Genomic DNA, 19,726 nt, shown 5'->3' with positions numbered 1-19,726 from the left:
CGCGCGAAATCTCGAACTCGCCCCACCACCAAAAACCACAAAGGCCAGTGCCCACCCTGAAACTCGTTAAGACAATAGCCACCGCAGCCTTCCTGCTCCCCCTTACCATCTACGCCCAAAGCGCGCCGGCCACTCTAAGCGCAACCGAAGCTCAACCGTGGAAGCAGATCCCCATCCCACCCCTCCACGCGTTCAAGCCCACACAGCCGCGCCGCATCGAACTCCCCAACGGCCTCGTCATCTTCCTCCAGGAAGACCACGAGCTTCCCTTCATCGAAGGCACCATCCTCATCCGCGGCGGCAATCGTGACGAACCCACCGGAAAGACGGGCCTCGTCTCCCTCTACGGCGAAACCTGGCGCACCAGCGGCACCGCCACCATCGACGGCGACAAGCTCGATGACGAGCTCGAAGCAAAAGCCGCATCCCTCGAGACCGCCGGCGGCGGCGCCTCAACCACGATGACCTGGTCCAGCCTCAAGGGCGACTTCGACACCGTCTTCACCGCAGCGGTCGACCTCCTCCTCCACCCCGCCTTCAAGGAAGACAAACTTCAACTCGCCAAGCAGCAACTCAACACTGGCATCTCCCGCCGCAACGACGACGCCGGCGGCATCGCCCACCGCGAAGCCATCAAGCTGGCCTACGGGGCACACAACCCCTACGCTCGCGAGCTCGAATACGCCACCGTCGACGCCGTCAAACTCGACGACCTCAAGGCCTGGCACGACCGCACCGTCGTCGCCAGCAACATCATCATCGCCGTCTCCGGCGACTTCGACAGCGCTGCCATGGAAGCCAAACTCCGCGCCGCCTTCGAACCGCTCCCTCGCGGCCAACGCCTCCAAACCGCCAAAGTCACCTTCACCGACCCGAAGCCTGGCGTCAACTTCGTCGAAAAGGATGACGTCAACCAGTCCAACGTCCTCATCGTCGGCCTCGGCACCGAGCGCAGCAACCCCGACTACTACGCCCTCTCCGTCATGAACCAGATCTTCTCCGGCGGCTTCGGCTCACGCGTCGTCCAGAACGTCCGCACCAAACTCGGCCTAGCCTACAGCGTCGAAGGCAGCTACGGCGCCTCCTATGATCACCCTGGCGTCTTCTTCGTCGAGGCCGCAACCAAGAGCGCAACCACCGTTGCCGCAGCCAAGGCCCTCCTGGCCGAGATCGATCGCCTAAAAACCGATCCCCCAACAGCAGCCGAACTCAGCAAGGCCAAAGACCACGTCCTCAACTCGTTCATCTTCCACTACGACTCACCCGACAAAACGCTCGGCGAACAAGTCACCCTGGCCTTCTACGGCTATCCCGCCGACACCCTCGAAAAATACAAGACCGGCATCGAAAAGGTCACCGCCGCCGACGTCTCGCGAGTAGCCAACAAATACATCGACACCTCAAAGCTCGCCATCCTCGTCGTAGGCAACGAATCTCAGATCGCGCCAAAAATCGACACTCTCGGCAAGGTCACCAACCTCGACATCGCCATCCCCCCACCGCCGGCAGGCAAATCCGCAGAGTAGTCTCGTCGCCACAACATCAACAGAAAATCAACGAGAGAGAAATCGACGCCCATCAAAACGGGCGTCGATTCACTTCTTCGGCGCCTTCGTCAGCTGACGATAAAGCTCGATCGTCTGGTCAGCAATCGCAGACCACGAGAACGTCTCTTCCACGCGCTTTCGGCCTGCCTCACCAAACCGTTTCGCCTTCTCCGGGTTCTCCAGAAGGTCCGAAACCTTCGCCGCAAGATCGCGCGCGAACTTGTCCGGCTTCGAAGGAAACTTAGTAACAGCATCCTGGTCGAACGGCACCAGATGCCCCGTCACACCATCCACCACAACCTCAAGAATTCCTCCGGTAGCACTCGCAACCACCGGTGCGCGACAAGCCATGGCCTCAAGGTTGATGATGCCGAACGGCTCATACACCGACGGGCAACAAAAGACTGCAGCATTGCTGTAAAGCTGAATCACCTCAGGCTTCGTCACCATCTTCTCAATCCACACCACATTAGGATTGAAGGCCTTCGCCTCCTCCACCTTCTCCCGCATCTCCGCTGCAATCTCAGGCGTATCCGGCGCGCCAGCACACAGCACCACCTGCGTATTCTTCGGCAGATACCGAATCGCTTCCACTAAATGCGTAACGCCCTTCTGCCTCGTAATCCGCCCAACAAACAACACATACGGCACACTAGGATCGACGCCATACTGAGTCAGCGCCGTAGTCTCCGCTGTCTTCTGATATTCCTTCAGATCAATCCCGTTGTAGATAACATGAATCCGCTCCGCCTTCACGTCAGGGTAAGCGAGCAAAATGTCTTCCTTCGTCCCCTTCGAAACAGCAATAATCGCGTCTGCATCCAATACCGCCGTCCGCTCCATCCACGAGCTCATCGCATACCCACTACCCAGCTGCTCCGCCTTCCACGCCCGCAGCGGTTCGAGGCTATGCGTCGTCAGCACAAACGGTATGCCAAACAGCTTCTTCGCAAGAAATCCCGCCATCGCCACATACCAAGTATGCGTATGCACAATGTCGATCCCCGCCAGCGGTTTCATCTGCGCAAGATTCAGGCTAAACGCCTCGAGCGCCGCTTGAAACTTCTCCTGCTTCCCCTCCGCAAGCAGAGACCAAGGCTCCGCGCCTCGAACATGAAGATTGCCCTCGTCGGATCTCTGCTTCCCCCAGCAATGCACCTCAACGTCGATCTTCTTCGCCAGCTCGCGGCTTAGGTATTCAACGTGAACTCCCGCTCCGCCGTACACATTTGGCGGATACTCGCGCGTCATCAGGCCAACTCGCAATTTGGTCCTCCTGAAAATCTTTCCATCAACCCTTGGATGCAGAACCGAAGCTATCATACGCACACCGCAGCCTGTTGACGAGAAGCCTCACGCAACGCGACCGCCAGCCAAGCATCGAGCCGCCCCAGGCCAACTCGGCCAGCGATAGAACGGACGCGACTATATTGTTCTGAAGCGACTTGCAGCGCTAAGCCATCACTCGAGAAAAAGCTTATTCAGAAATACAGGGGATGACATTGCCATACTCAAGAACACACTCGAAGACCCGCTCCAGCTTCCAGGTGCTTTCGGCGACGCTCTGCACCATCGTTCTGCTCGCAGGTGCCGCAACCTCCACCGCCCAGGAAACAACGCCGGCCACGCCCCCGTCATCAACAGCGCCACCCCAAATCACCAACGTCCTCTAAGGCGCCGCCTACTACCCGGAGTACGAGCCAACCGATCACCTGAACGAGGACATCGCCCTCATGAAGGCCGCAGGCCTCACTGTAGTACGCATGGGCGAATCGACATGGAGTCTGTGGGAGCCGCAAGACGGCGCATTTGAAACCGCATGGATGGACCGCGCCATAGACGCCCTGAGCAAAGCCGGGATCAAAATAATTATGGGAACCCCCACCTACTCCGTGCCAGCGTGGATGGCAAAGAAGCATCCGGAGATGCTGGTAGTCACGCTGGACGGAAAACAAGCCACCTACGGCATGCGCCAGAACATGGACACCGACAACGCAGACTATCGCTTCTACGCAGAGCGCGTCATTCGCAAGATGGTCGAGCACTACAAAGACAATCCAGCCGTAATCGGTTGGCAGGTGGACAACGAAACCGCCTCCTACGGAGCCGCGAATCCCGACGTCTTCCAAGGATTCGTCCGTCATCTACAAAAGAAGTTCGGCACAACCGACGCACTCAACAAAGCATGGCTGCTCAACTACTGGGGACAGGATGTGAACGACTGGAACGACATGCCCACACGCGCAAGCGCGACCAGCACCGCATACAAACTTGAGTGGACCCGCTGGGAGCAGATGCGTGTCACCGATTTCCTCACCTGGCAGGCCGCGCTCGTCCGCAAATACCGTCGTCCAGACCAGTTCGTCACGCAGGACTTCTCCGACCATCTGCACCGCGACGTCAACGAAGGAGAGGTCGCCAAAGCGCTCGACGTCGTATCCGTCAATCCCTACTTCCGCGCGCAGGATCGCATGGATGGCGAGAAGCAGACACTCGATGGAGACTACTACCGCTCACTAAAACAGCAGAACTACCTCGTCACAGAGACCAACGCCCAAACGACCGACTGGAGTTCCTCCTTTCAATTTCCTCCCTACGACGGCCAACTCCGCCTCAACGTCTACACCCATCTATCGAGCGGTGCAAACATGGTCGAGTACTGGCATTGGCACTCTATTCACTCCGGCCAGGAGACCTACTGGAAGGGCATCCTGAGCCACGACATGGAGCCCAACCGAATCTATGCCGAGTTCACCCGCACCGCGCACGAACTCGAGCGCATCGGCCCACACCTGGTAAACCTCAAAATAAAAAACGACGTAGCCATTCTCTACAGCGTCGACTCTGCGAATGCACTCGACTTCATGCCCTTTGCCAGCCCGTCACCCCAGTGGTCCTTCGCTCCCACGGTGGCCGACTACACAGCCCTTCTCGACCAACTCCACCACGCGCTCTACCTGGACAACGTCGGAACCGACTTCATCCTTCCCGACAGCACCGACTTCGCCCGCTACAAATTAATCGTGGTCCCCGCACTCTACATCGCAGACGACGCGCTCCTGGAACGCCTGGCGAACTACGTAAAACAAGGCGGCCACATCCTGATGACCTTCAAGAGCGGATTCGCAAACGAAAACTCAATGGTTCGAGACGTACGCGCACCCGGCCCCCTGCGAGCCGCTGCAGGCTTCAGCTATCAGGAGTTCTCCAACCTCGAGACACCGCTCAAATTAAAGGGCGACCCCTACGGAGCCGGCGAAGACAACAAAGTATCCTACTGGGCCGAGTTCCTCATCCCCGACCACGCAAAGGTTCTCGCAACCTACGACCACCCGTTCTTCGGCCAGTGGCCCGCAATTACTCAAAACACCTACGGCAAAGGAACCCTCACCTACGAGGGAACCTGGCTCTCCGACACACTGCAACGAAGAGTCGTCACCGACGCACTCAAACAAAGCGGCGTCGAAATGCGCGCCTCCCAGTTGCCGCCATCAGTCCGAGTCAAGAGCGGAACCAACGCCCAAGGCAAGCAGATCCACTACCTCCTCAACTATTCCAGCGATTCACAAACATTCACATCCCCCTTCGCCGCCGGAACCGATCTACTCACCGGCAAAGCCATACCCGCACAAACATCCGTAACCCTAAACCCCTGGGACCTCATCATCCTCGAAGAAAACTAGTGAATATCTTAGCGATGAAATATAACTTCAAACTCAGAGAATTTATGGGACCCAGCAAATTCGCCATCATGACGCACGCCAGAAGAAACAGTAAAAACTGCTCCATACACGTCACTCCAGCAAAGAAAATAGCCTCTGTAAGCTTGGTCGTCGTCATGCTGGGAGGTTGGTCTACAGGCAGATTACATGCACAAGATGACGCCGCAACGCCTGATCACGCCAGGCAGATCCAAGTTGTAGTTGCACCACCCGACAAATCATCGGGCAATGTCATCGCAATTCCTCCTTTCACTTCATGGACAGCCTCCATGGAAAGGAACGCGGAGACTCCAAAGGAGCCTCTGAACTCCGGCGATGTTGCCGAGTGGTTGCACAAAGTGTCGAGTCTTAACGGCCTCCAGTCAGCCGACATCCAGCCATGGCACATTGTCATTACCTACGACCAATTTGATGAAGATGGCGACAATGTTCACAGTGGAGTTGTTGAGGAACTTTGGGCCAACCCAAAAAAATACAAAATAAGTTACAAGAGTGATGCTCTCACTCAAACTGATTACGCGACCGATCAGGGCCTCTACCGACTCGGTGATCAGCGCTGGCCCAACCCCGCCGAAATTCAAGTCCGCGCCGAGATCGTCGACCCATTTTCCTTCGCGTCAAAACTTCGCGGTCTTACTTCAAGCAGCGAAGAGAACACCTTCGGCACACACACGCTCCACTGTGTTGCCTTCAAAAAAACGGGTGGTATCAGCGTGTCAAATCAATACTGCTTCGAGCAGAGTAGTTCTGTTCTTCGTTACGTCCGAGGTCAGGGCTGGGATCAAACAACGTATAACGACATCATCTCGTTCAGAGGCCGCAGCGTCGCTCAGCAGGTAAATGTCACAAATGGCGGAAAGCCGTTCCTCAAACTAACCGTAAAGGCTCTGGAGCCGATCACCCAGCTCGACGAGAACGATTTCACACCCCCCAACAACGCAGTTAGCCTAATCGGTAAGCGAGTAACGGGCGTCCTTCGGCAACCTGTCAAGATGAGTTTTCCCGAGTGGCCAGAATCTCTTCGCCAACAGCACTTCATCATTGGGCTTCAGATCGTCATTGGACAAGATGGACACGTCGTAAGTGCCCAGGCCATCAGTGGCCCTGCTGACGCTTACAAGTCTGCCGAAAACGCGGTTCGAAAGTGGGTATTCGAGCCCTACCTCGTGCTCGGCGAGCCCTCCGAGGTAGAAACCAAAGTTCAACTCAGCAACCAATAAGTCTGCCCCCACATGAGACCATATTCATCTATGGTCTCTAACGAATTCGCCATCGCCATCATGGCCGCCGGCAAAGGCACGCGGCTCAAAAGCAAGCGCCCCAAAGTCCTCCACGAGATCAGTGGCCGCGCGCTCCTCCTCCACGTCATCGCCGCCGCCGAAACCGTAGTCCCCGCCGACCACATCTACTGCATCATCGGCCACGAATCCGAGCGTGTAAAAGCCGCAGTCGCCTCCACCGGCGTCCAATTCGTCCTCCAGCCCGAGCAACGCGGCACCGGTCACGCCATGCAGATGCTGAAAGCTGACTTCGAACTCTCCGGCAAACCAATTCCGCAACACCTCCTCGTCCTCTCAGGCGACGTTCCCCTCATCCGCCCCGAAACCATAGCCGCCGTCCGCGACACCCACCTCCGCGAGCACGCCGCCATGACAATCCTCACCGCCGTCCCCGCCGACCCCACCGGCTACGGCCGCGTCCTCCGCGCAAATCCCAACACGCCCGAAGTCACTGCCATCGTCGAGCAAAAAGCCCTCCGCCCCGACCAACTCAACGCGCCCGAGATCAACTCCGGCATCTACTGCTTCGAGACCCGCGCCCTCTTCGCCAAACTCGACGCCCTCGACACCAACAACGCCCACGGCGAGTTCTACCTCACCGACGTCGCCGCCATGCTCGTCGCCGAAGGCAAGCGCGTCGTAGCCATCAAAGCCGACAGCGTAGACGAAGTCCTCGGTGCCAATACCATCGCCGAGATGATGCACCTCGACGCCGCCATGCGCCTCGCCACAGCCAAACGCCTCATGGCCGCCGGCGTCACCATCTTCCGCCCCGAAACCTGCGTCATCGACGCCCAGGTCACCGTCGGCTCCGACACCACCATCGAGCCTTACGTCCAACTCCTCGGCAACACCCGCATCGGCAGCGACTCCCGCATCCGCTCCTACTCCGTCATTCAAGACTCCGCCCTCGGCGACAACGTCCTCGTCCGCAACGGCTGCATCCTCGACAACGCCGAGGTCGCCAACAACGCAATCCTCGGCCCCTATGCCCACCTCCGCCCCGAGAGCCGCATCGGCGACGGCGCCCACGTCGGCAACTTCGTCGAAACCAAAAAAGCCACAATAGGCAAAGGCTCGAAAGCCAACCACCTCAACTACCTCGGCGACACCGTCATCGGCGCAGGAGTCAACATCGGAGCAGGCGCCATCACCTGCAACTACGACGGCGTCAACAAGCACCTCACCACCATCGGCGACGGCGCCTTCATCGGCTCCGACTCAACCTTGGTCGCTCCCGTCACCATCGGTGCAGGCTCCTACATAGCCGCAGGCAGCAGCATCACCGAGGACGTTCCCGAGGGAGCCTTAGCCTTAGGTCGCAGCCGCCAAACCACCAAGCCCGGCTGGGTAGCCGCTCGCAAAGCAGCAGCAGAAGCAAAGAAGGACTGATCCGCAACCAGCCTCCAATCGCCCGAAGGCGCCATCACTTCACCTCATGATGTCGTAATTCTTCGACGAGTCGTCTGCTTAAAGAAGCGTCATCCTGAGCGCACCGAAGCATCCCCGTATTTGTACTTTGCCCGATCCACCAAAAAAAATAGTTGAAAGATGTGGCGCATTTTTCGTCGCTCAAAAACGTTGCTCCAAATCACCACGTTCACCACGCATTCCACCACCAACTCACCACCAATTGACCATCAAAAAACCACGGCATCCTGCGAACCACCCCCGAAAACAGCAAAGAGCACACTCCAAATCTATCCAAAATTTTTCCGGGAGAAATATCCACAAACAAGCTCCTCATGCCAACGCCTCTCCTGCCGATAAAGGTACAGAAACCGCTCGCATCCGATCCTGGAAAGAGACGGCAGCGCCACAACGCGAAAGTACCCGCCCATGCCGCAGGAAAGAATTCTCGTAGTCGACGACGAAGAACCCGTCCGAGCAGTCGCCGCTGCCCTTCTCGAACGCAGCGGCTACGCAGTCACAACAACCGAGAGTGCTGAAGACGCACTCACCCGTCTCCAGCAAGACCCCGACTACGACCTCGTCCTCTCCGACATCATGATGCCCGGCACCGACGGCCTCACCCTGCTTGACCATATCTGCGCCGACCACCCCGGTCTGCCCGTCGTCATGTTCTCCGCAGTCAACGACGCCTACGTCGTCACCAACGCCTTCCGTCGCGGCTCAATCGACTATCTCCTAAAACCGTTCGAACGCTCCGAACTGGACAGCGTCGTCATGCGTGCCATCGAACATGGCCGCCTGCGCAAACAGAACACAATCTATCGACAAAATTTAGAGTCAATTGTCTCAGCCAGAACGGGGCGGCTCCGTTCCACCATGCAGGACCTCGAACGGAGCTACGACATCACCCTCGAAGCCATGGGAGACGCACTCGACCTTCGCGATCAGGAGACCGAAGGCCACTCAAAACGAGTGACCGCTTATGCGATCACTCTCGCCCAGGCCATGGGACTCGACTCCGAGGAGTTGCGAATCATCGCACGCGGCGCCTTTCTTCACGACATCGGAAAGATCGCAACACCAGACAATATCCTCCTCAAACCCGGCAGACTCACCTCCGACGAGATGGCCATCATGAAGCAGCACTGCGAGCGCGGCTACGAAATGGTCCGCAAGATTCCATTCCTGCGCGAGGCCGCGGAGATCGTCTACGCTCATCAGGAGCAGTTCGACGGCTCCGGCTATCCACGCGGCTTGCGAGGCGAGGAGATACCTCTTGGCGCACGAGTCTTCGCCATCGCCGACACACTGGACGCCATGACCTCGGACCGCCCCTATCGAAGAGGAACCACCTTCGCCGCGGCGAGAGACGAGATCGTCCGATGTGCCGGAACCCAGTTCGACCCGCAGATCGTCGAGCTCTTTCTCGCCATTCCCCACAAGACTTGGCGCGAATTGCGCGCCGCGACCATACGATCGTCATAGTAGATAACGCGCAAACTGTTGCACGGAACAAATAAGGCGGCTACGATCGCAGACGCGAGGTATTTTGGTCATGACAAAGACATTGAACTCCGCCGAGATCGAAGAGGTACTACGGGGCGATCCGGAGTGGAAGCTGCAAAACGGGAAGCTCGTACGGGAGTGGACCTTCAAGGACTTCGTCGAGGCCATGTCTTTTGTAAATCGAGTAGCCGACCTGGCCGAGGCCGCAGGACACCATCCAGATATCGACGTGCGATACAACCAGGTCACCCTCGGTCTCGTATCTCATGATGCCGGCGGTATCACCCAACGCGATACTGCCATGGCGAACCGGATTAGCAAAGAACTCTAATCTGGTAGAACTTCAAATCTCCCTTACCCCATCAAAATAACTAAATTTCATAGGTGATATTTTGGGGCATTACTTTTCAATGGGAAAAGTAGTGCACAAAATCATCTTCCGCGTAAACCAATGAAAAATATAAGAATCCATGGCAGATGGCACGCGTCTGAGCGGGCACAATACCGTCAAAACCATCTAATTTCTATGATTGAACATATTTTTCTATTATCGCCTCCATATTGTGGTATCTTTTATTCAACGTGAGCGTGACTCTCCGCCCGTGAAGTTTTTCAGCCAATGCAGTAGACAGGCTGACACAAGTTGCGTCACTGGCCTCCCGGCACGAGCAAATCAACGTTCGTGCCGCCTTTTTTTGCCCAAATTAACCACCGATTCCTCCTCAATCTCTCAAGCTGATGCGTCTGTGAAGCTGTAGCGACCCATCTCACGCTACAGATCTAGTTTCAAGTGCTTCCCACCGAGGCATAGGGGGAAAGACGAGCCATGAAATCGACGAAAACCTTTGTCAAGTCCCTTCCGCCATCAAATCATTGATATACAGCAACTTAGCCTTGGCGCATGAGTTACCGTTCGGCGGCTATACTTTAAACAGACTAGGAGACCCATCTCGCAAGGAATGGGCGCCTCATCTTGGAGACATGTAACCCTTCTTGAATCACATATTTGCCTGTAACACCTGTCATATGAATATTTTGCAGACAGCAAAAATCGTAATAATATGTAAATAAATGACTTACCTATACCAACCCCCGGGGGGTGGGGGTACGTGGGATTCCAGCATTAGAACGCCAGGCCACCGGGCAGGCGGGTGCTTCACAACCGCATCAAGGATAGGGAGATACAGACCGCAACTCGACGAATTCGTGGAGGGGTAGTCTAAGATAATGACATGAAGCAACTACTCGGATGCATCGCGTTGGGCCTCGCAACAATGGCAGCGTCAGCTCAGTGGTCAAACCCGTCCGAGGATATCCCTGCCTACAACGCGACAGCACCGGCAAAGCCTCTTCCCCCGGTATTGAGTGGCAACCAGCTTACCGGCGTCTACTTCTCGCACCCATACCAGGTGACCGCGTATAAGATGGCCGCCGCGATCCCTGCGGTGCTGCATCAGCAACCTTGTTACTGTCACTGCGACCGTGAGTTGCGGCACAACAGTCTGCACAGCTGCTTTGAGGGAACCCACGGAGCAGCCTGTTCGACCTGCATGAAAGAGGCAGTCTACGCCTATCAGCAGACGAAAAAGGGACAGACCCCAGCCCAGATCCGTGCAGGCATCGAGCGCGGCGAGTGGCAGGCTGTCGACCTGGAGAAGGCAGCACTGTAGCTAGTCGCCGGCGCGGTCAGAGCCAGAGAAATGGAAAGACTCGAGTTTTAACATAGAAAGTATTTACCTTCGAACATTGAAGATCGTCAAGCTCACTCTCATCCGCGTATGCTTCTTTTATGGGTTGGGTCTTCTGGGCAGTTCTCTCCGCTGTCTTCGCCGCTGCAACTGCGTTATTGGCTAAGGTAGGCGTGTCGGGGATCGATTCGAACCTGGCGACAGCCATACGGACCACGGTCATTTTAATCTTCACCTGGGCTATCGCCATTGGCTTCGAGAAGCATCATGCAATGGCACAAATCGGAAGACGAAGCTGGCTGTTCCTGGTGTTGTCTGGCATCTGTACCGGCTTATCGTGGTTGTGCTATTTCCGAGCATTACAGATTGGACCGGCTTCGAGCGTTGCGCCAGTCGACAAGTTGAGCGTCGTGCTTGTGATTCTGGGCGCATGGCTATTTCTCGGTGAGCACCTTACGCCACTGAAGATTGGTGGCGCATCGCTGATCACAATAGGCGCCGTTATCCTCGCCTTCGCCTAAAGTCGCGTATGCAGTAAGCGTTATAATCGAGGTAGTTCTTTGTAGCGCCCAATGCAATGTTGGTGCCAGCTCCAGATGGGGGCGTCACGGCTTCGACGGGATTGCTTGTGGCAGAGAGGCATGCCGGGGTGTGGACACCCGTAATCGCTCACAAAACTATAAGTGCCGAACCTCAGTTCGCTCTTGCTGCTTAATAATTAAGTAGCCGATCGCTCAAGCTTCGCCTACGGGCCTGTACCGATCGTCGCACAGTAGGCTGGTCTTCCCTGCTCCGTCTGAGCGGGTCGGATGAGATCAATCAGACTGGTCGTCGTCGCATCTTCGTCCGTTCTAAGCGCCGATGACGAGACAAAGATGAACGTGAAAAAGCATGAATGCTCTCTGTTGGAAGTTTTTTCGGACGTGGGTTCGACTCCCACCGCCTCCACCATAGATAAACACTTTATAATGAGCCACCTGCGAAGGTGGCTTTACTTTTTGTGTCAAAAACGTGTCTAATACTTTTCGTTGCGTCACGGAACGGAGAGCGGCACAGTGACTACCACACCCACCATCACTATCTACGTCAGACACTCGGCAGGCTGCAAATATGAAGGTGATGAGTTCGCGAAGCGTTGCGACTGCCGTAAGTGGTTGCGCTGGACTCAACACGGCACCCGTCATCGGCTAAAGGCCAACACCCGCTCATGGGCTGAAGCTGAACAGGTCAAGCGAGACCTGGAAGACCAGTTGACCGGTAAGACCGTCGTGTCTGAAACAACCGGCACAAGAAACATCCGTTCAGCAATTGAGGTGTTCATCACTGACAAAAAGGTCGAGAACCTAACGGCTGACCTTATACGCAAGTACGAACGTGAGCTTGGGCGTCTAGCGTCCTATTGCGAGGCCCGGGCCGTCTTCACCCTCGGAGGCATCAACCGTGAGATCATCACCGGGTTCTGCTCTGACTGGCATGAACGGTACCCATCTAGCCTCACCCGCAACAGGCTCGCCGAGCGATACAAGTCATTCCTCAAGTTGTGCCGTTTGGCCGGGTGGCTGGTCGAGATTCCCCAGTGGCCGAAGATGAAGGCTGAGCAGACACCCACGCTACCTCTCACCGCGGAGGAGTATAGGCGGCTGCTCGATGCGGTATATGTGGTGGTGAGGTCACCGCAGGATGCGGTGGTGAAAAACCAGAGCCATGAGTACTGGTGCCAGCGGGTACATGGACTGTTCCAACTGATGCGGCACAGCGGTCTGTCCATCCAAGACGCTCTGACACTTCCCCGCTCTGCCCTAGTTAAGAGTGCGACTGGATACAGAGTTGTGACCCAGCGAACCAAGACCGGGACTGATGTCAGTGTCCTACTACCTACCGACGTTGCCGCTGAACTCCTTGCCGTGCCGAACGACAATGACAAGTACCTCTTCTGGTCCGGGGTCGGTGCGCCGAAGTCCATCTGCGGCAACTGGGGGAAAAGGTTCGTAGCCCCCTGCTTTACCGAGGCAAAAATCGATGACAATGGCCATATGAAGTCGCATCGTCTGCGAGATACATTTGCCTGCGAACTTCTCAAGGCCGGTGTGTCACTGGAACATGTCTCCAAACTGCTTGGCCACCGCTCGATTCGGACAACTGAGCAGTCTTACGCTGCGTGGGTGCCTTCCCGGCAGGAGGTACTCGATAAGGCGGTGGTGTCAGCGTGGGTTACTCCAGCAACCAGGAAGGCGCGTCTGGGAAGCACCAGGTCTACGCCCTCCGTCTACCCTTGACCTGCCTGTCAGCGATGTACCGCTCCAGTGTGCGCCGCGGAATGCGGAGTACCCGCTTGCGACGACGATGCATGCCAGCAGGCGTTCCTATATCGATCACACCATCCAACGCACCGAACTGCTTGAGGATGGTGTCGTCCGATACGGCCAAAATTGTAGCCACGTCTCCTACGGTTAGGTATTCGATCCGTGTCTGGGTTGCAGGGCTGTGGGTTTGGGTGTTCGTATCTGCCTTCATAAAGGGAGATACCGAAGCTGGCCGCTCAACCTGAATTACCAAGTGGATTTTATTGCGCTCGGTCTGGAGCTATGAATATCTCAGGAGTGTTTGCCGTTTGCGTAACGTCTAAGCCCGAACGAACGTTCTCAGGCCGCGCCTAATGCGTTCGCGAAGTTGACAATCGCGTAAGGTGTTAGCAAGTTCTTCCAAATCAGGGATTGCGTAGATAGAGAAATTTTCAAGTTCCGCATCGGAGGAAAAGAGATGCAGCGAGGCCTGGCCGAGTATTCGCCTCCCAAGAGGTTTTCGCAGTTCTAGGTGGTCGATCCGAAACAACTCTAACGTCTCTTGTATTTTCGATAGTAAGCCACGTTCGAGTTTGATTCGTTGGGTCGTTATGGTGTAGTGGACGCTCCGGCTTATCAGGTAGAAACGAAGGTAGATGAGGCCGCACGCTATCAGCAACCCAATGGCAATGTAAAAGATTTGCTGCCAGTAGTGCATGAAATATGCGAGCACTAAGGCGATCAAAATCAGCAGTACAAACGGAACAAATTGGCCGATGCTGAAGAAGACAGCCGGGTTACCTGAGAAGAGTGGCCTCTCAGTCTCGAATTCTTTTCTTGCGGCAAAGGCTTCCAAATCGGAATTGCAGAAGCGGCACTTCAAAGCTGCAGTTTTGATTGTTTCAGCGCATATCGGGCATGGCTTGCTATCTGAATCTATTACCGTTCCTTCGTTCATGGTGCCACCAGCCTATCACTCAGAGAGGCTCTAGGAGGACGCTCCTCGTTTGTCCTAAGACCGATCTGGTGCGCCCGGGTTTCGAACCCGAACCCAATGGCTTAAAGAGTGCTACCAGTCGCGACAACCCACAACCTAATGCATGTGAATCCCAACATTGGCGATCGCAACTGGTAGAACCCGGATCAAGACTGGATCAGTTTCGCGGCTGTCGCAAGATGAGTTTCACCCGATCGAGCTGTTCGGTCAAAACGGGTTAGACTGCTACTACCTATGCCGAGAAACACCCGCTGTTACGAAGTACTTATCGCCTCGCCTAGCGATGTTCGGACTGAACGTCAAATCATCGTTGAATGCATCGAGGATTGGAACGCGGCGCACTCGCGCTCAAGCAACGTGATTCTGCAGCCGCGCCGTTGGGAACTCGACGCATATCCCGAACTCGGTGACAGGCCGCAAGAGATCATCAACACACAAATCGTCGATATCTCTGACATCGTTCTGGGCGTCTTCTGGCACCGTATCGGCACCCCGACGGGTCTGGCCGTGTCAGGTACGGTCGAAGAGATCGAACGGTTCGTTGCAGCGAAGCGGCCAGTGTCGCTGTATTTCTCTCAAGCGTCCGTCCCCATCGACCACGATGCCAAGCAACTTGCGTCTGTGCGCGAGTACAAGGTGCGGATGCGCCAAGAGGGGGTGGCTTTCGACTTCCCGGACGTTCACGAGTTCCGCCGCATGGTTTCGAGGCACCTGGCCTCGAAGATCAATGCACTGACCGGCGCACCTGTTGCCGAACCGGCCAATCCAAAGTCTGATCTGGCTCGACTCGACTTGCGGATCGGCTCAAAGGGCAGAAGCGGAGACGTGAACACTGTGAAAGTTGTCGCAGAGATCACCAACCTGTCGTCTTCGGTGAGAATCCGCGAGTACAGTGTCACGGTGTCGGTGCCCGCCGCTTGCCTCACTTTCGAGTCGGCGCGGTATCCATCGGAAATCCAGTCCGATGTACCGGGTCGGCGCAGATTTAGACATACAGAAAAGAACTTCTCTGGTGTTGAAATTCATTCCGGCGACAGGTTGCAAGTGTTCTCGCTGGATCTCGGCATCGACCAGTTGAAGATGGTTGGAACGAATTTGGCAGGTGATGTTGAAGGGACGTTAGCAGACAAGATCGTGGCGGATGCCGTGGTCGATGGAGAGACGCTACACGTAGAGCGCTCGGTTGCCGAAGTGTTCCAAGGCGTTTAGGGCGCTAGGAACAGGTACGAATCCCACATTTAGAACCTCTTTGAGGCAGGAGATCCAATGTTCATCAAAGAAGTGCAGGTCAGTAATTTCAGGCTGTTCGCGGCGACGAGTCCTGCGTTCATCGTCGCGTTAAATGTGCCCGATGCTCAAAACGAAGGTGGCGGCCTAACTGCATTTGTTGGAGAGAATGGGTGCGGTAAAACGACATTGTTGGACGCAATTGCATTGCCTATCGTTTCTTTCAAAGCGGAGGGCTTTGTTCTGGAGGATTTCAATGATCCCGCGAAGGACGTGAACATCAAAGTGTTGTCGGATTGCATCTTCAGCGTCGACGGGACAATGCCGAACAGCACCTTTGCAGCAAAAGGCTTTTTACTCAAAGCGAATGTGCGATCGAGGGGAAACAAAGCATACCTCTCTTCCGTCGTTGTGAGCGATCAGCTCTTCTTACGAGCCAACGACAAACCTAAAGAAGGAAGTCCTGATCTCAGGGTTTCAGTCAACAATCCTTTCAAGGGAAGGCGTTTTGACGAAAACGATGTATTGCTGCTGGACAAGGGTCGTACTTACCAGACTCGACTTGGGACGTACAATTCCACGCGGTTCGATCGTTTGATGGAGGACTGCGATTTTCAATACATTGGCAAGCACAAGCCGGATGTCCCGAATATCCAACAACTTCTCGACGAAACCCGCGATATAACATCGAATGCATTTCTGAAGAGGGCGATCGACCAATTCGAGACGATAAGCGGGAACGAATTGAGCCTCAACCTCATAAACAATTGGAAGCCATTCAACAAGGCTTTCCTAGCGGTGACGAAAGAAAACAAACAGCAGCTACCGCTGCACATGCTTGGCTCCGGCTACGAAATGGTATTTTCGCTCTTGCTGGCATTTCACCTATCTCAGCAGAGCGGGAAGCAACTCATCTGCCTAATAGATGAACCAGAATTGCATCTCCATCCTGCCCTGCAAGAGCAATTCGTCAAAATCCTACTTGAATTTTCAAAGGATGCGCAGATCATACTGTCCACTCATTCACCGTTGCTCATCAAGCAGCTATCGATGAATAAGAAAGTCGGTATCCAGATACTCCGCAGGGAAGGCGGCGTGCCTCGCTCAGTTCCAATTGGGGAAGGCGTTCTTCCCTATGCTTCATCGAACGAGATCAATTACCTCGCGTTCGGCTTGGCAACCGCCGAGTATCATGACGAACTCTATGGCCGTATTCAAGAGACACAGAAAAAATTCAGTGAGACCGATATGATCTCGTATCTCAATTCTAAGGGGCAAAAAAAAGTCCGCAAGTGGAGCCCCGAACGAAATGGAACGCCGCATGGAGATATGGACGTCCCATTGCAGGTCTTCATCCGCAATAAGATTCATCATCCAGAGAATATTGGTATGCGAAACGCTTTCTATTCGTCCGAGGAATTAAAAGAATCCACCAAGGCAATGATAGAGATCATAAGAACGCCTTAATTAAATGGATCGCGCCTATTGCTGCCATAGTCGTGGGGCTGGCAGTTGCGAGGTCGACTATCAAAACTAGGGCCAGCTCTCTCATCGCCTCGAGTCTTATCCTTGCAATCAGAACCGCGCGTTGGGCCCCGATGCACAGCGACAAACTTGCAAACGTTGAATGGGAGAAGGAAGTCGAACATAGTGTGAGAATCGCTAAGATTGTGCTTTCGCATTTAACCTCCCGGCATCCTGATCTCTTTCAATCGAAAGATGTGGCTTGGTACGTTGCGACGGACGAGGAGATGCCAAATAGTTGCTTTCATTAGTGCGCTACACCACCGCGCACTTCCCGCACCGTACAGCCCAGAGCTCATCCGTCACTAGGAGCGCCCCCGCCGCCCCACACTGGTCGCATGTAACCATCGCCTCCGCCTTCGCCGCGTCCACTGCCTCCCCGATGGCATCGCTGCCACCGCAAAAGGTGATGCGCAGGCTGCCAAGCTTCTCCTTTACGCTGATCAATTTGAACGTGGGTTTGGCGATCGACTGAAGCCGGATGCACAAACGCTCCATGATGGGAAGCCATCCCGACCCGACGCCTTGAAAGCCCCACCGCATTTGTGATGTGGTCACGCCGCCAAGGTCGAACAGTTCTTGGTAGCGGTCGATGATGTCTTGATCGGTCACTCCTCGACAATACTGCACTTACCGCCGCATCGAAAACACGCCAAATTCAATTAGCAGACTTCCTGATCTCTTTAACAGGGGGGCCATCGTGTCCAAACAGAAGAGGTTCCCTCGCCACCTTCGTAGCTGGCGCGACTTGAGCGACAGTGTCCACCGGACCTTCACATTGAAAAACAACCCGAATCATGGCCGATTGATACCATAAGCTGGCCAACATAACCTTTTTGTTATGAATGCGGTTCTCAATCGGGGAAGACGGCGATTGGAACCATAATATGGCCGAAACACCTTTCTCAGACTATAAGCTGGTCAGGAGTAGTGAATGGGTGAGGGCTCACGAGTTTCGTCTAGCCCGAACGAAATCGATCAACCGGACGATGGTCGCATCGCGAACTCGAACGACAAATCAAGAAGTCGGCGTTTAAACGGACGATCCGTCGGAGTCTTCAAAGACAGCTATCTCCTCGATATGGTGTGCGTGGCATCGGAATCGTTCACTCAGGCCGACGCTCGTTCAAGTTGCATCCAATAATGAGCAAGTCGCTTTGTGCACTGATGCAGGTTAGTTGCAGCAGCGAGGAGGGGATCCGTTAGATCGTTATCTCACTGCCACACGGTGAGTAGTGCAGGACAATTGAAGCTATTGAAATTGATCTCATGCTCTACGATCATTCACGGAAAACTGTTTCCAGAACGAATCGAGGGGCTGCCAAGTCTGAGCGGCCTGCCAACTGGTTTGTATGTGAGGTGTCAGTAATAAGCCATGTCCACTCAAGCAGGCTCTTTCGCTTCGACCCCAGGACAGGAAGGTCCGGCCACGATGACCTTGGCTTGCAGGTTCGCCAAGTGAATGTAGACAAACAGGGCAGCGACGCCGTTGATCGCGTAGCGCCCAGCCCAAGCCATAGAGACATGTAGCAAATGTGGCCAGAAATTGTATGGGAAGCAAGGCATCACGGATCGCACAGTAAATGTCGGAATAGTTGCGGAGAATCGCAATCGATTCAGCGGTGTGGGTTATGCAGAGCCCGATGTAGTGTGAGACGAAGACGACGGCAACGATCTTTAAGACAAGAAAGACCCAAAACCGCCAAACGCCAGATCTCTCAATCTGCAAGGAGTTAGAGCGATATTCTCCCAATTCCATAGACGTAGTTGCTGGAAGGGAAAGAAACGCGATAACGACCTGGAGAGCGACATTTGCCAGTGAATCATCAATCCATACGTTATAGAAATCAGGGTGGGGCGCTCGTTCGAAGCCAATGTGCAATTGCGCAGCAAGGTAGCTGCTGACTAAGAGAACGCTCAGTAAGGCGAAGCACTTCACCCATGATCCTGGTATGAACGGCCCCTTAGCGTATGAGCCTAAGTTTTCCCACCAAAGGAAGAGTGCATCCTGGAATGAACCGAAGCAGAAGATGACGGCGTAATGCGGAGCCGCCACTGCATCCCTCTCCTGCAGGATGTATGCAAGTTCTCCCGTCCATTCGGCCAGCCACTCGCTACGCTCAGATTTAGGCACGAACACAGAGGAACAACGAAGAAGCACCTGAGTCCAGTGAATAGAGGTCGGAGTATTCATGCGTGTTCCACAGCGGCAGAAGGGATCGATCGTTCAAGCAGAGGGTATCTCTCTCGCATGGTCCGGAGTGTCACCCGGCCATCGGATGTGATCGTGTAATACTTACGCGGCGGACGCTGTGCTTCATCTGCAATCGACTGCTTTTCCCATTTGGAGCGAATCAAATCATCTCGTTCCAACCGTCGTACGGCGGGATACACCGTCCCGCTAGCAAGGCCAGTCACCTCCATAATGCTGAACCCATAGGCATAGCCCACGCCAATCGCGTGCAAGATAAGGGCTGCTGTATGGGAAAGCTTAGGAGAACCGGCCATGCCCGCAATCATACCTATGTCGCCTGCTACTT

General features: G+C 55.1%; 18 protein-coding genes, 1 other RNA gene and 1 pseudogene. 14 read left to right on the top strand and 6 right to left on the bottom strand.

Going from position 1 to position 19,726, the window contains the following annotated elements; genetic code table 11:
• Positions 1-47: 47 nt before the first annotated feature.
• A complete protein-coding gene (locus RBB82_RS17165) occupies positions 48-1,526 on the top strand; it encodes a M16 family metallopeptidase (protein WP_433971969.1) in 1,479 nt (492 codons plus the stop codon).
• Between the two features lie 69 nt (positions 1,527-1,595).
• On the opposite strand, the gene glgA is transcribed toward RBB82_RS17165, so the two are convergent.
• Positions 1,596-2,813, bottom strand: a complete 1,218-nt coding sequence (glgA, locus tag RBB82_RS17160; RefSeq protein WP_433971968.1) for a glycogen synthase — start codon at positions 2,811-2,813, stop codon at positions 1,596-1,598.
• A gap of 236 nt (positions 2,814-3,049) precedes the next feature.
• On the opposite strand from glgA, the gene RBB82_RS17155 reads away from it, so the two are divergent.
• From RBB82_RS17155 to RBB82_RS17105, 11 genes and pseudogenes are all read left to right on the top strand, one after another.
• Complete coding sequence (locus tag RBB82_RS17155) at positions 3,050-3,220, top strand: hypothetical protein (protein ID WP_433971967.1); 171 nt, start codon at positions 3,050-3,052, stop codon at positions 3,218-3,220.
• 21 nt (positions 3,221-3,241) lie between these two features.
• Positions 3,242-4,999 (top strand): annotated as a pseudogene (locus RBB82_RS17150) (beta-galactosidase); the annotation flags it as partial.
• A 15-nt stretch (positions 5,000-5,014) separates the two neighbouring features.
• Positions 5,015-5,230, top strand: a complete 216-nt coding sequence (locus RBB82_RS17145; RefSeq protein WP_433975397.1) for a Beta-galactosidase C-terminal domain — start codon at positions 5,015-5,017, stop codon at positions 5,228-5,230.
• Between the two features lie 308 nt (positions 5,231-5,538).
• Complete coding sequence (locus tag RBB82_RS17140) at positions 5,539-6,489, top strand: energy transducer TonB (protein WP_433971966.1); 951 nt, start codon at positions 5,539-5,541, stop codon at positions 6,487-6,489.
• Positions 6,490-6,519: 30 nt separating this feature from the next.
• On the top strand, positions 6,520-7,941 hold the full coding sequence (gene glmU, locus RBB82_RS17135) for a bifunctional UDP-N-acetylglucosamine diphosphorylase/glucosamine-1-phosphate N-acetyltransferase GlmU (RefSeq protein WP_433971965.1): 1,422 nt from the start codon (positions 6,520-6,522) through the stop codon (positions 7,939-7,941).
• Positions 7,942-8,388: 447 nt separating this feature from the next.
• Positions 8,389-9,447 carry an HD domain-containing phosphohydrolase gene (locus RBB82_RS17130; RefSeq protein ID WP_433971964.1) on the top strand — a complete coding sequence of 353 codons (1,059 nt, stop codon included), beginning with the start codon at positions 8,389-8,391 and terminating at the stop codon, positions 9,445-9,447.
• A gap of 70 nt (positions 9,448-9,517) precedes the next feature.
• Positions 9,518-9,799 (top strand): 4a-hydroxytetrahydrobiopterin dehydratase, encoded by a 282-nt coding sequence (locus RBB82_RS17125; protein WP_433971963.1) that lies wholly within the window; start codon positions 9,518-9,520, stop codon positions 9,797-9,799.
• A 901-nt stretch (positions 9,800-10,700) separates the two neighbouring features.
• Positions 10,701-11,138, top strand: coding sequence for a CYCXC family (seleno)protein (locus RBB82_RS17120; protein ID WP_433971962.1), 438 nt, complete (start codon positions 10,701-10,703; stop codon positions 11,136-11,138).
• Between the two features lie 119 nt (positions 11,139-11,257).
• Positions 11,258-11,677, top strand: a complete 420-nt coding sequence (locus RBB82_RS17115) for an EamA family transporter (RefSeq protein ID WP_433971961.1) — start codon at positions 11,258-11,260, stop codon at positions 11,675-11,677.
• A 77-nt stretch (positions 11,678-11,754) separates the two neighbouring features.
• Positions 11,755-12,107, top strand: a transfer-messenger RNA (tmRNA) gene (gene ssrA, locus RBB82_RS17110).
• A gap of 104 nt (positions 12,108-12,211) precedes the next feature.
• Positions 12,212-13,432 (top strand): tyrosine-type recombinase/integrase, encoded by a 1,221-nt coding sequence (locus RBB82_RS17105; RefSeq protein WP_433971960.1) that lies wholly within the window; start codon positions 12,212-12,214, stop codon positions 13,430-13,432.
• On the opposite strand, the gene RBB82_RS17100 is transcribed toward RBB82_RS17105, so the two are convergent.
• Both RBB82_RS17100 and RBB82_RS17095 read right to left on the bottom strand, forming a co-directional pair.
• Complete coding sequence (locus RBB82_RS17100; protein ID WP_433971959.1) at positions 13,410-13,595, bottom strand: hypothetical protein; 186 nt, start codon at positions 13,593-13,595, stop codon at positions 13,410-13,412. The two genes, RBB82_RS17105 and RBB82_RS17100, sit on opposite strands and share 23 nt — an antisense overlap.
• Before the next feature lie 183 nt (positions 13,596-13,778).
• Positions 13,779-14,396, bottom strand: coding sequence for a PH domain-containing protein (locus RBB82_RS17095; RefSeq protein WP_433971958.1), 618 nt, complete (start codon positions 14,394-14,396; stop codon positions 13,779-13,781).
• A gap of 273 nt (positions 14,397-14,669) precedes the next feature.
• On the opposite strand from RBB82_RS17095, the gene RBB82_RS17090 reads away from it, so the two are divergent.
• Positions 14,670-15,644 (top strand): hypothetical protein, encoded by a 975-nt coding sequence (locus RBB82_RS17090; protein ID WP_433971957.1) that lies wholly within the window; start codon positions 14,670-14,672, stop codon positions 15,642-15,644.
• Between the two features lie 57 nt (positions 15,645-15,701).
• A complete protein-coding gene (locus RBB82_RS17085; protein WP_433971956.1) occupies positions 15,702-17,129 on the top strand; it encodes an AAA family ATPase in 1,428 nt (475 codons plus the stop codon).
• A 312-nt stretch (positions 17,130-17,441) separates the two neighbouring features.
• On the opposite strand, the gene RBB82_RS17080 is transcribed toward RBB82_RS17085, so the two are convergent.
• The 3 genes from RBB82_RS17080 to RBB82_RS17070 form a co-directional block, all read right to left on the bottom strand.
• On the bottom strand, positions 17,442-17,798 hold the full coding sequence (locus tag RBB82_RS17080) for a hypothetical protein (protein ID WP_433971955.1): 357 nt from the start codon (positions 17,796-17,798) through the stop codon (positions 17,442-17,444).
• Between the two features lie 655 nt (positions 17,799-18,453).
• Positions 18,454-19,380 (bottom strand): hypothetical protein, encoded by a 927-nt coding sequence (locus RBB82_RS17075; RefSeq protein WP_433971954.1) that lies wholly within the window; start codon positions 19,378-19,380, stop codon positions 18,454-18,456.
• Positions 19,377-19,706, bottom strand: coding sequence for a PadR family transcriptional regulator (locus tag RBB82_RS17070; protein WP_433971953.1), 330 nt, complete (start codon positions 19,704-19,706; stop codon positions 19,377-19,379). The genes RBB82_RS17075 and RBB82_RS17070 overlap by 4 nt, the downstream gene beginning before the upstream one ends.
• Positions 19,707-19,726 lie beyond the last annotated feature (20 nt).

This window comes from Tunturiibacter lichenicola (genome assembly GCF_051013355.1).
GTDB classification, from domain to species: Bacteria; Acidobacteriota; Terriglobia; order Terriglobales; family Acidobacteriaceae; genus Edaphobacter; species Edaphobacter lichenicola_F.
This window is presented reverse-complemented; position numbering and strand designations above follow the sequence as displayed.

Excerpts from the sequence above, each read along its gene's own strand:
- RBB82_RS17145 (WP_433975397.1), top strand. The coding sequence starts at position 5,015 with ATGCGCGCCTCCCAGTTGCCGCCATCAGTCCGAGTCAAGAGCGGAACC.
- RBB82_RS17140 (WP_433971966.1), top strand. The coding sequence starts at position 5,539 with ATGGAAAGGAACGCGGAGACTCCAAAGGAGCCTCTGAACTCCGGCGAT.
- glmU (WP_433971965.1), top strand. The coding sequence starts at position 6,520 with ATGGTCTCTAACGAATTCGCCATCGCCATCATGGCCGCCGGCAAAGGC.
- RBB82_RS17130 (WP_433971964.1), top strand. The coding sequence starts at position 8,389 with ATGCCGCAGGAAAGAATTCTCGTAGTCGACGACGAAGAACCCGTCCGA.
- RBB82_RS17125 (WP_433971963.1), top strand. The coding sequence starts at position 9,518 with ATGACAAAGACATTGAACTCCGCCGAGATCGAAGAGGTACTACGGGGC.
- RBB82_RS17120 (WP_433971962.1), top strand. The coding sequence starts at position 10,701 with ATGAAGCAACTACTCGGATGCATCGCGTTGGGCCTCGCAACAATGGCA.
- RBB82_RS17115 (WP_433971961.1), top strand. The coding sequence starts at position 11,258 with ATGGGTTGGGTCTTCTGGGCAGTTCTCTCCGCTGTCTTCGCCGCTGCA.
- RBB82_RS17095 (WP_433971958.1), bottom strand. The coding sequence starts at position 14,396 with ATGAACGAAGGAACGGTAATAGATTCAGATAGCAAGCCATGCCCGATA.
- RBB82_RS17090 (WP_433971957.1), top strand. The coding sequence starts at position 14,670 with ATGCCGAGAAACACCCGCTGTTACGAAGTACTTATCGCCTCGCCTAGC.
- RBB82_RS17085 (WP_433971956.1), top strand. The coding sequence starts at position 15,702 with ATGTTCATCAAAGAAGTGCAGGTCAGTAATTTCAGGCTGTTCGCGGCG.
- RBB82_RS17075 (WP_433971954.1), bottom strand. The coding sequence starts at position 19,380 with ATGAATACTCCGACCTCTATTCACTGGACTCAGGTGCTTCTTCGTTGT.
- RBB82_RS17070 (WP_433971953.1), bottom strand. The coding sequence starts at position 19,706 with ATGATTGCGGGCATGGCCGGTTCTCCTAAGCTTTCCCATACAGCAGCC.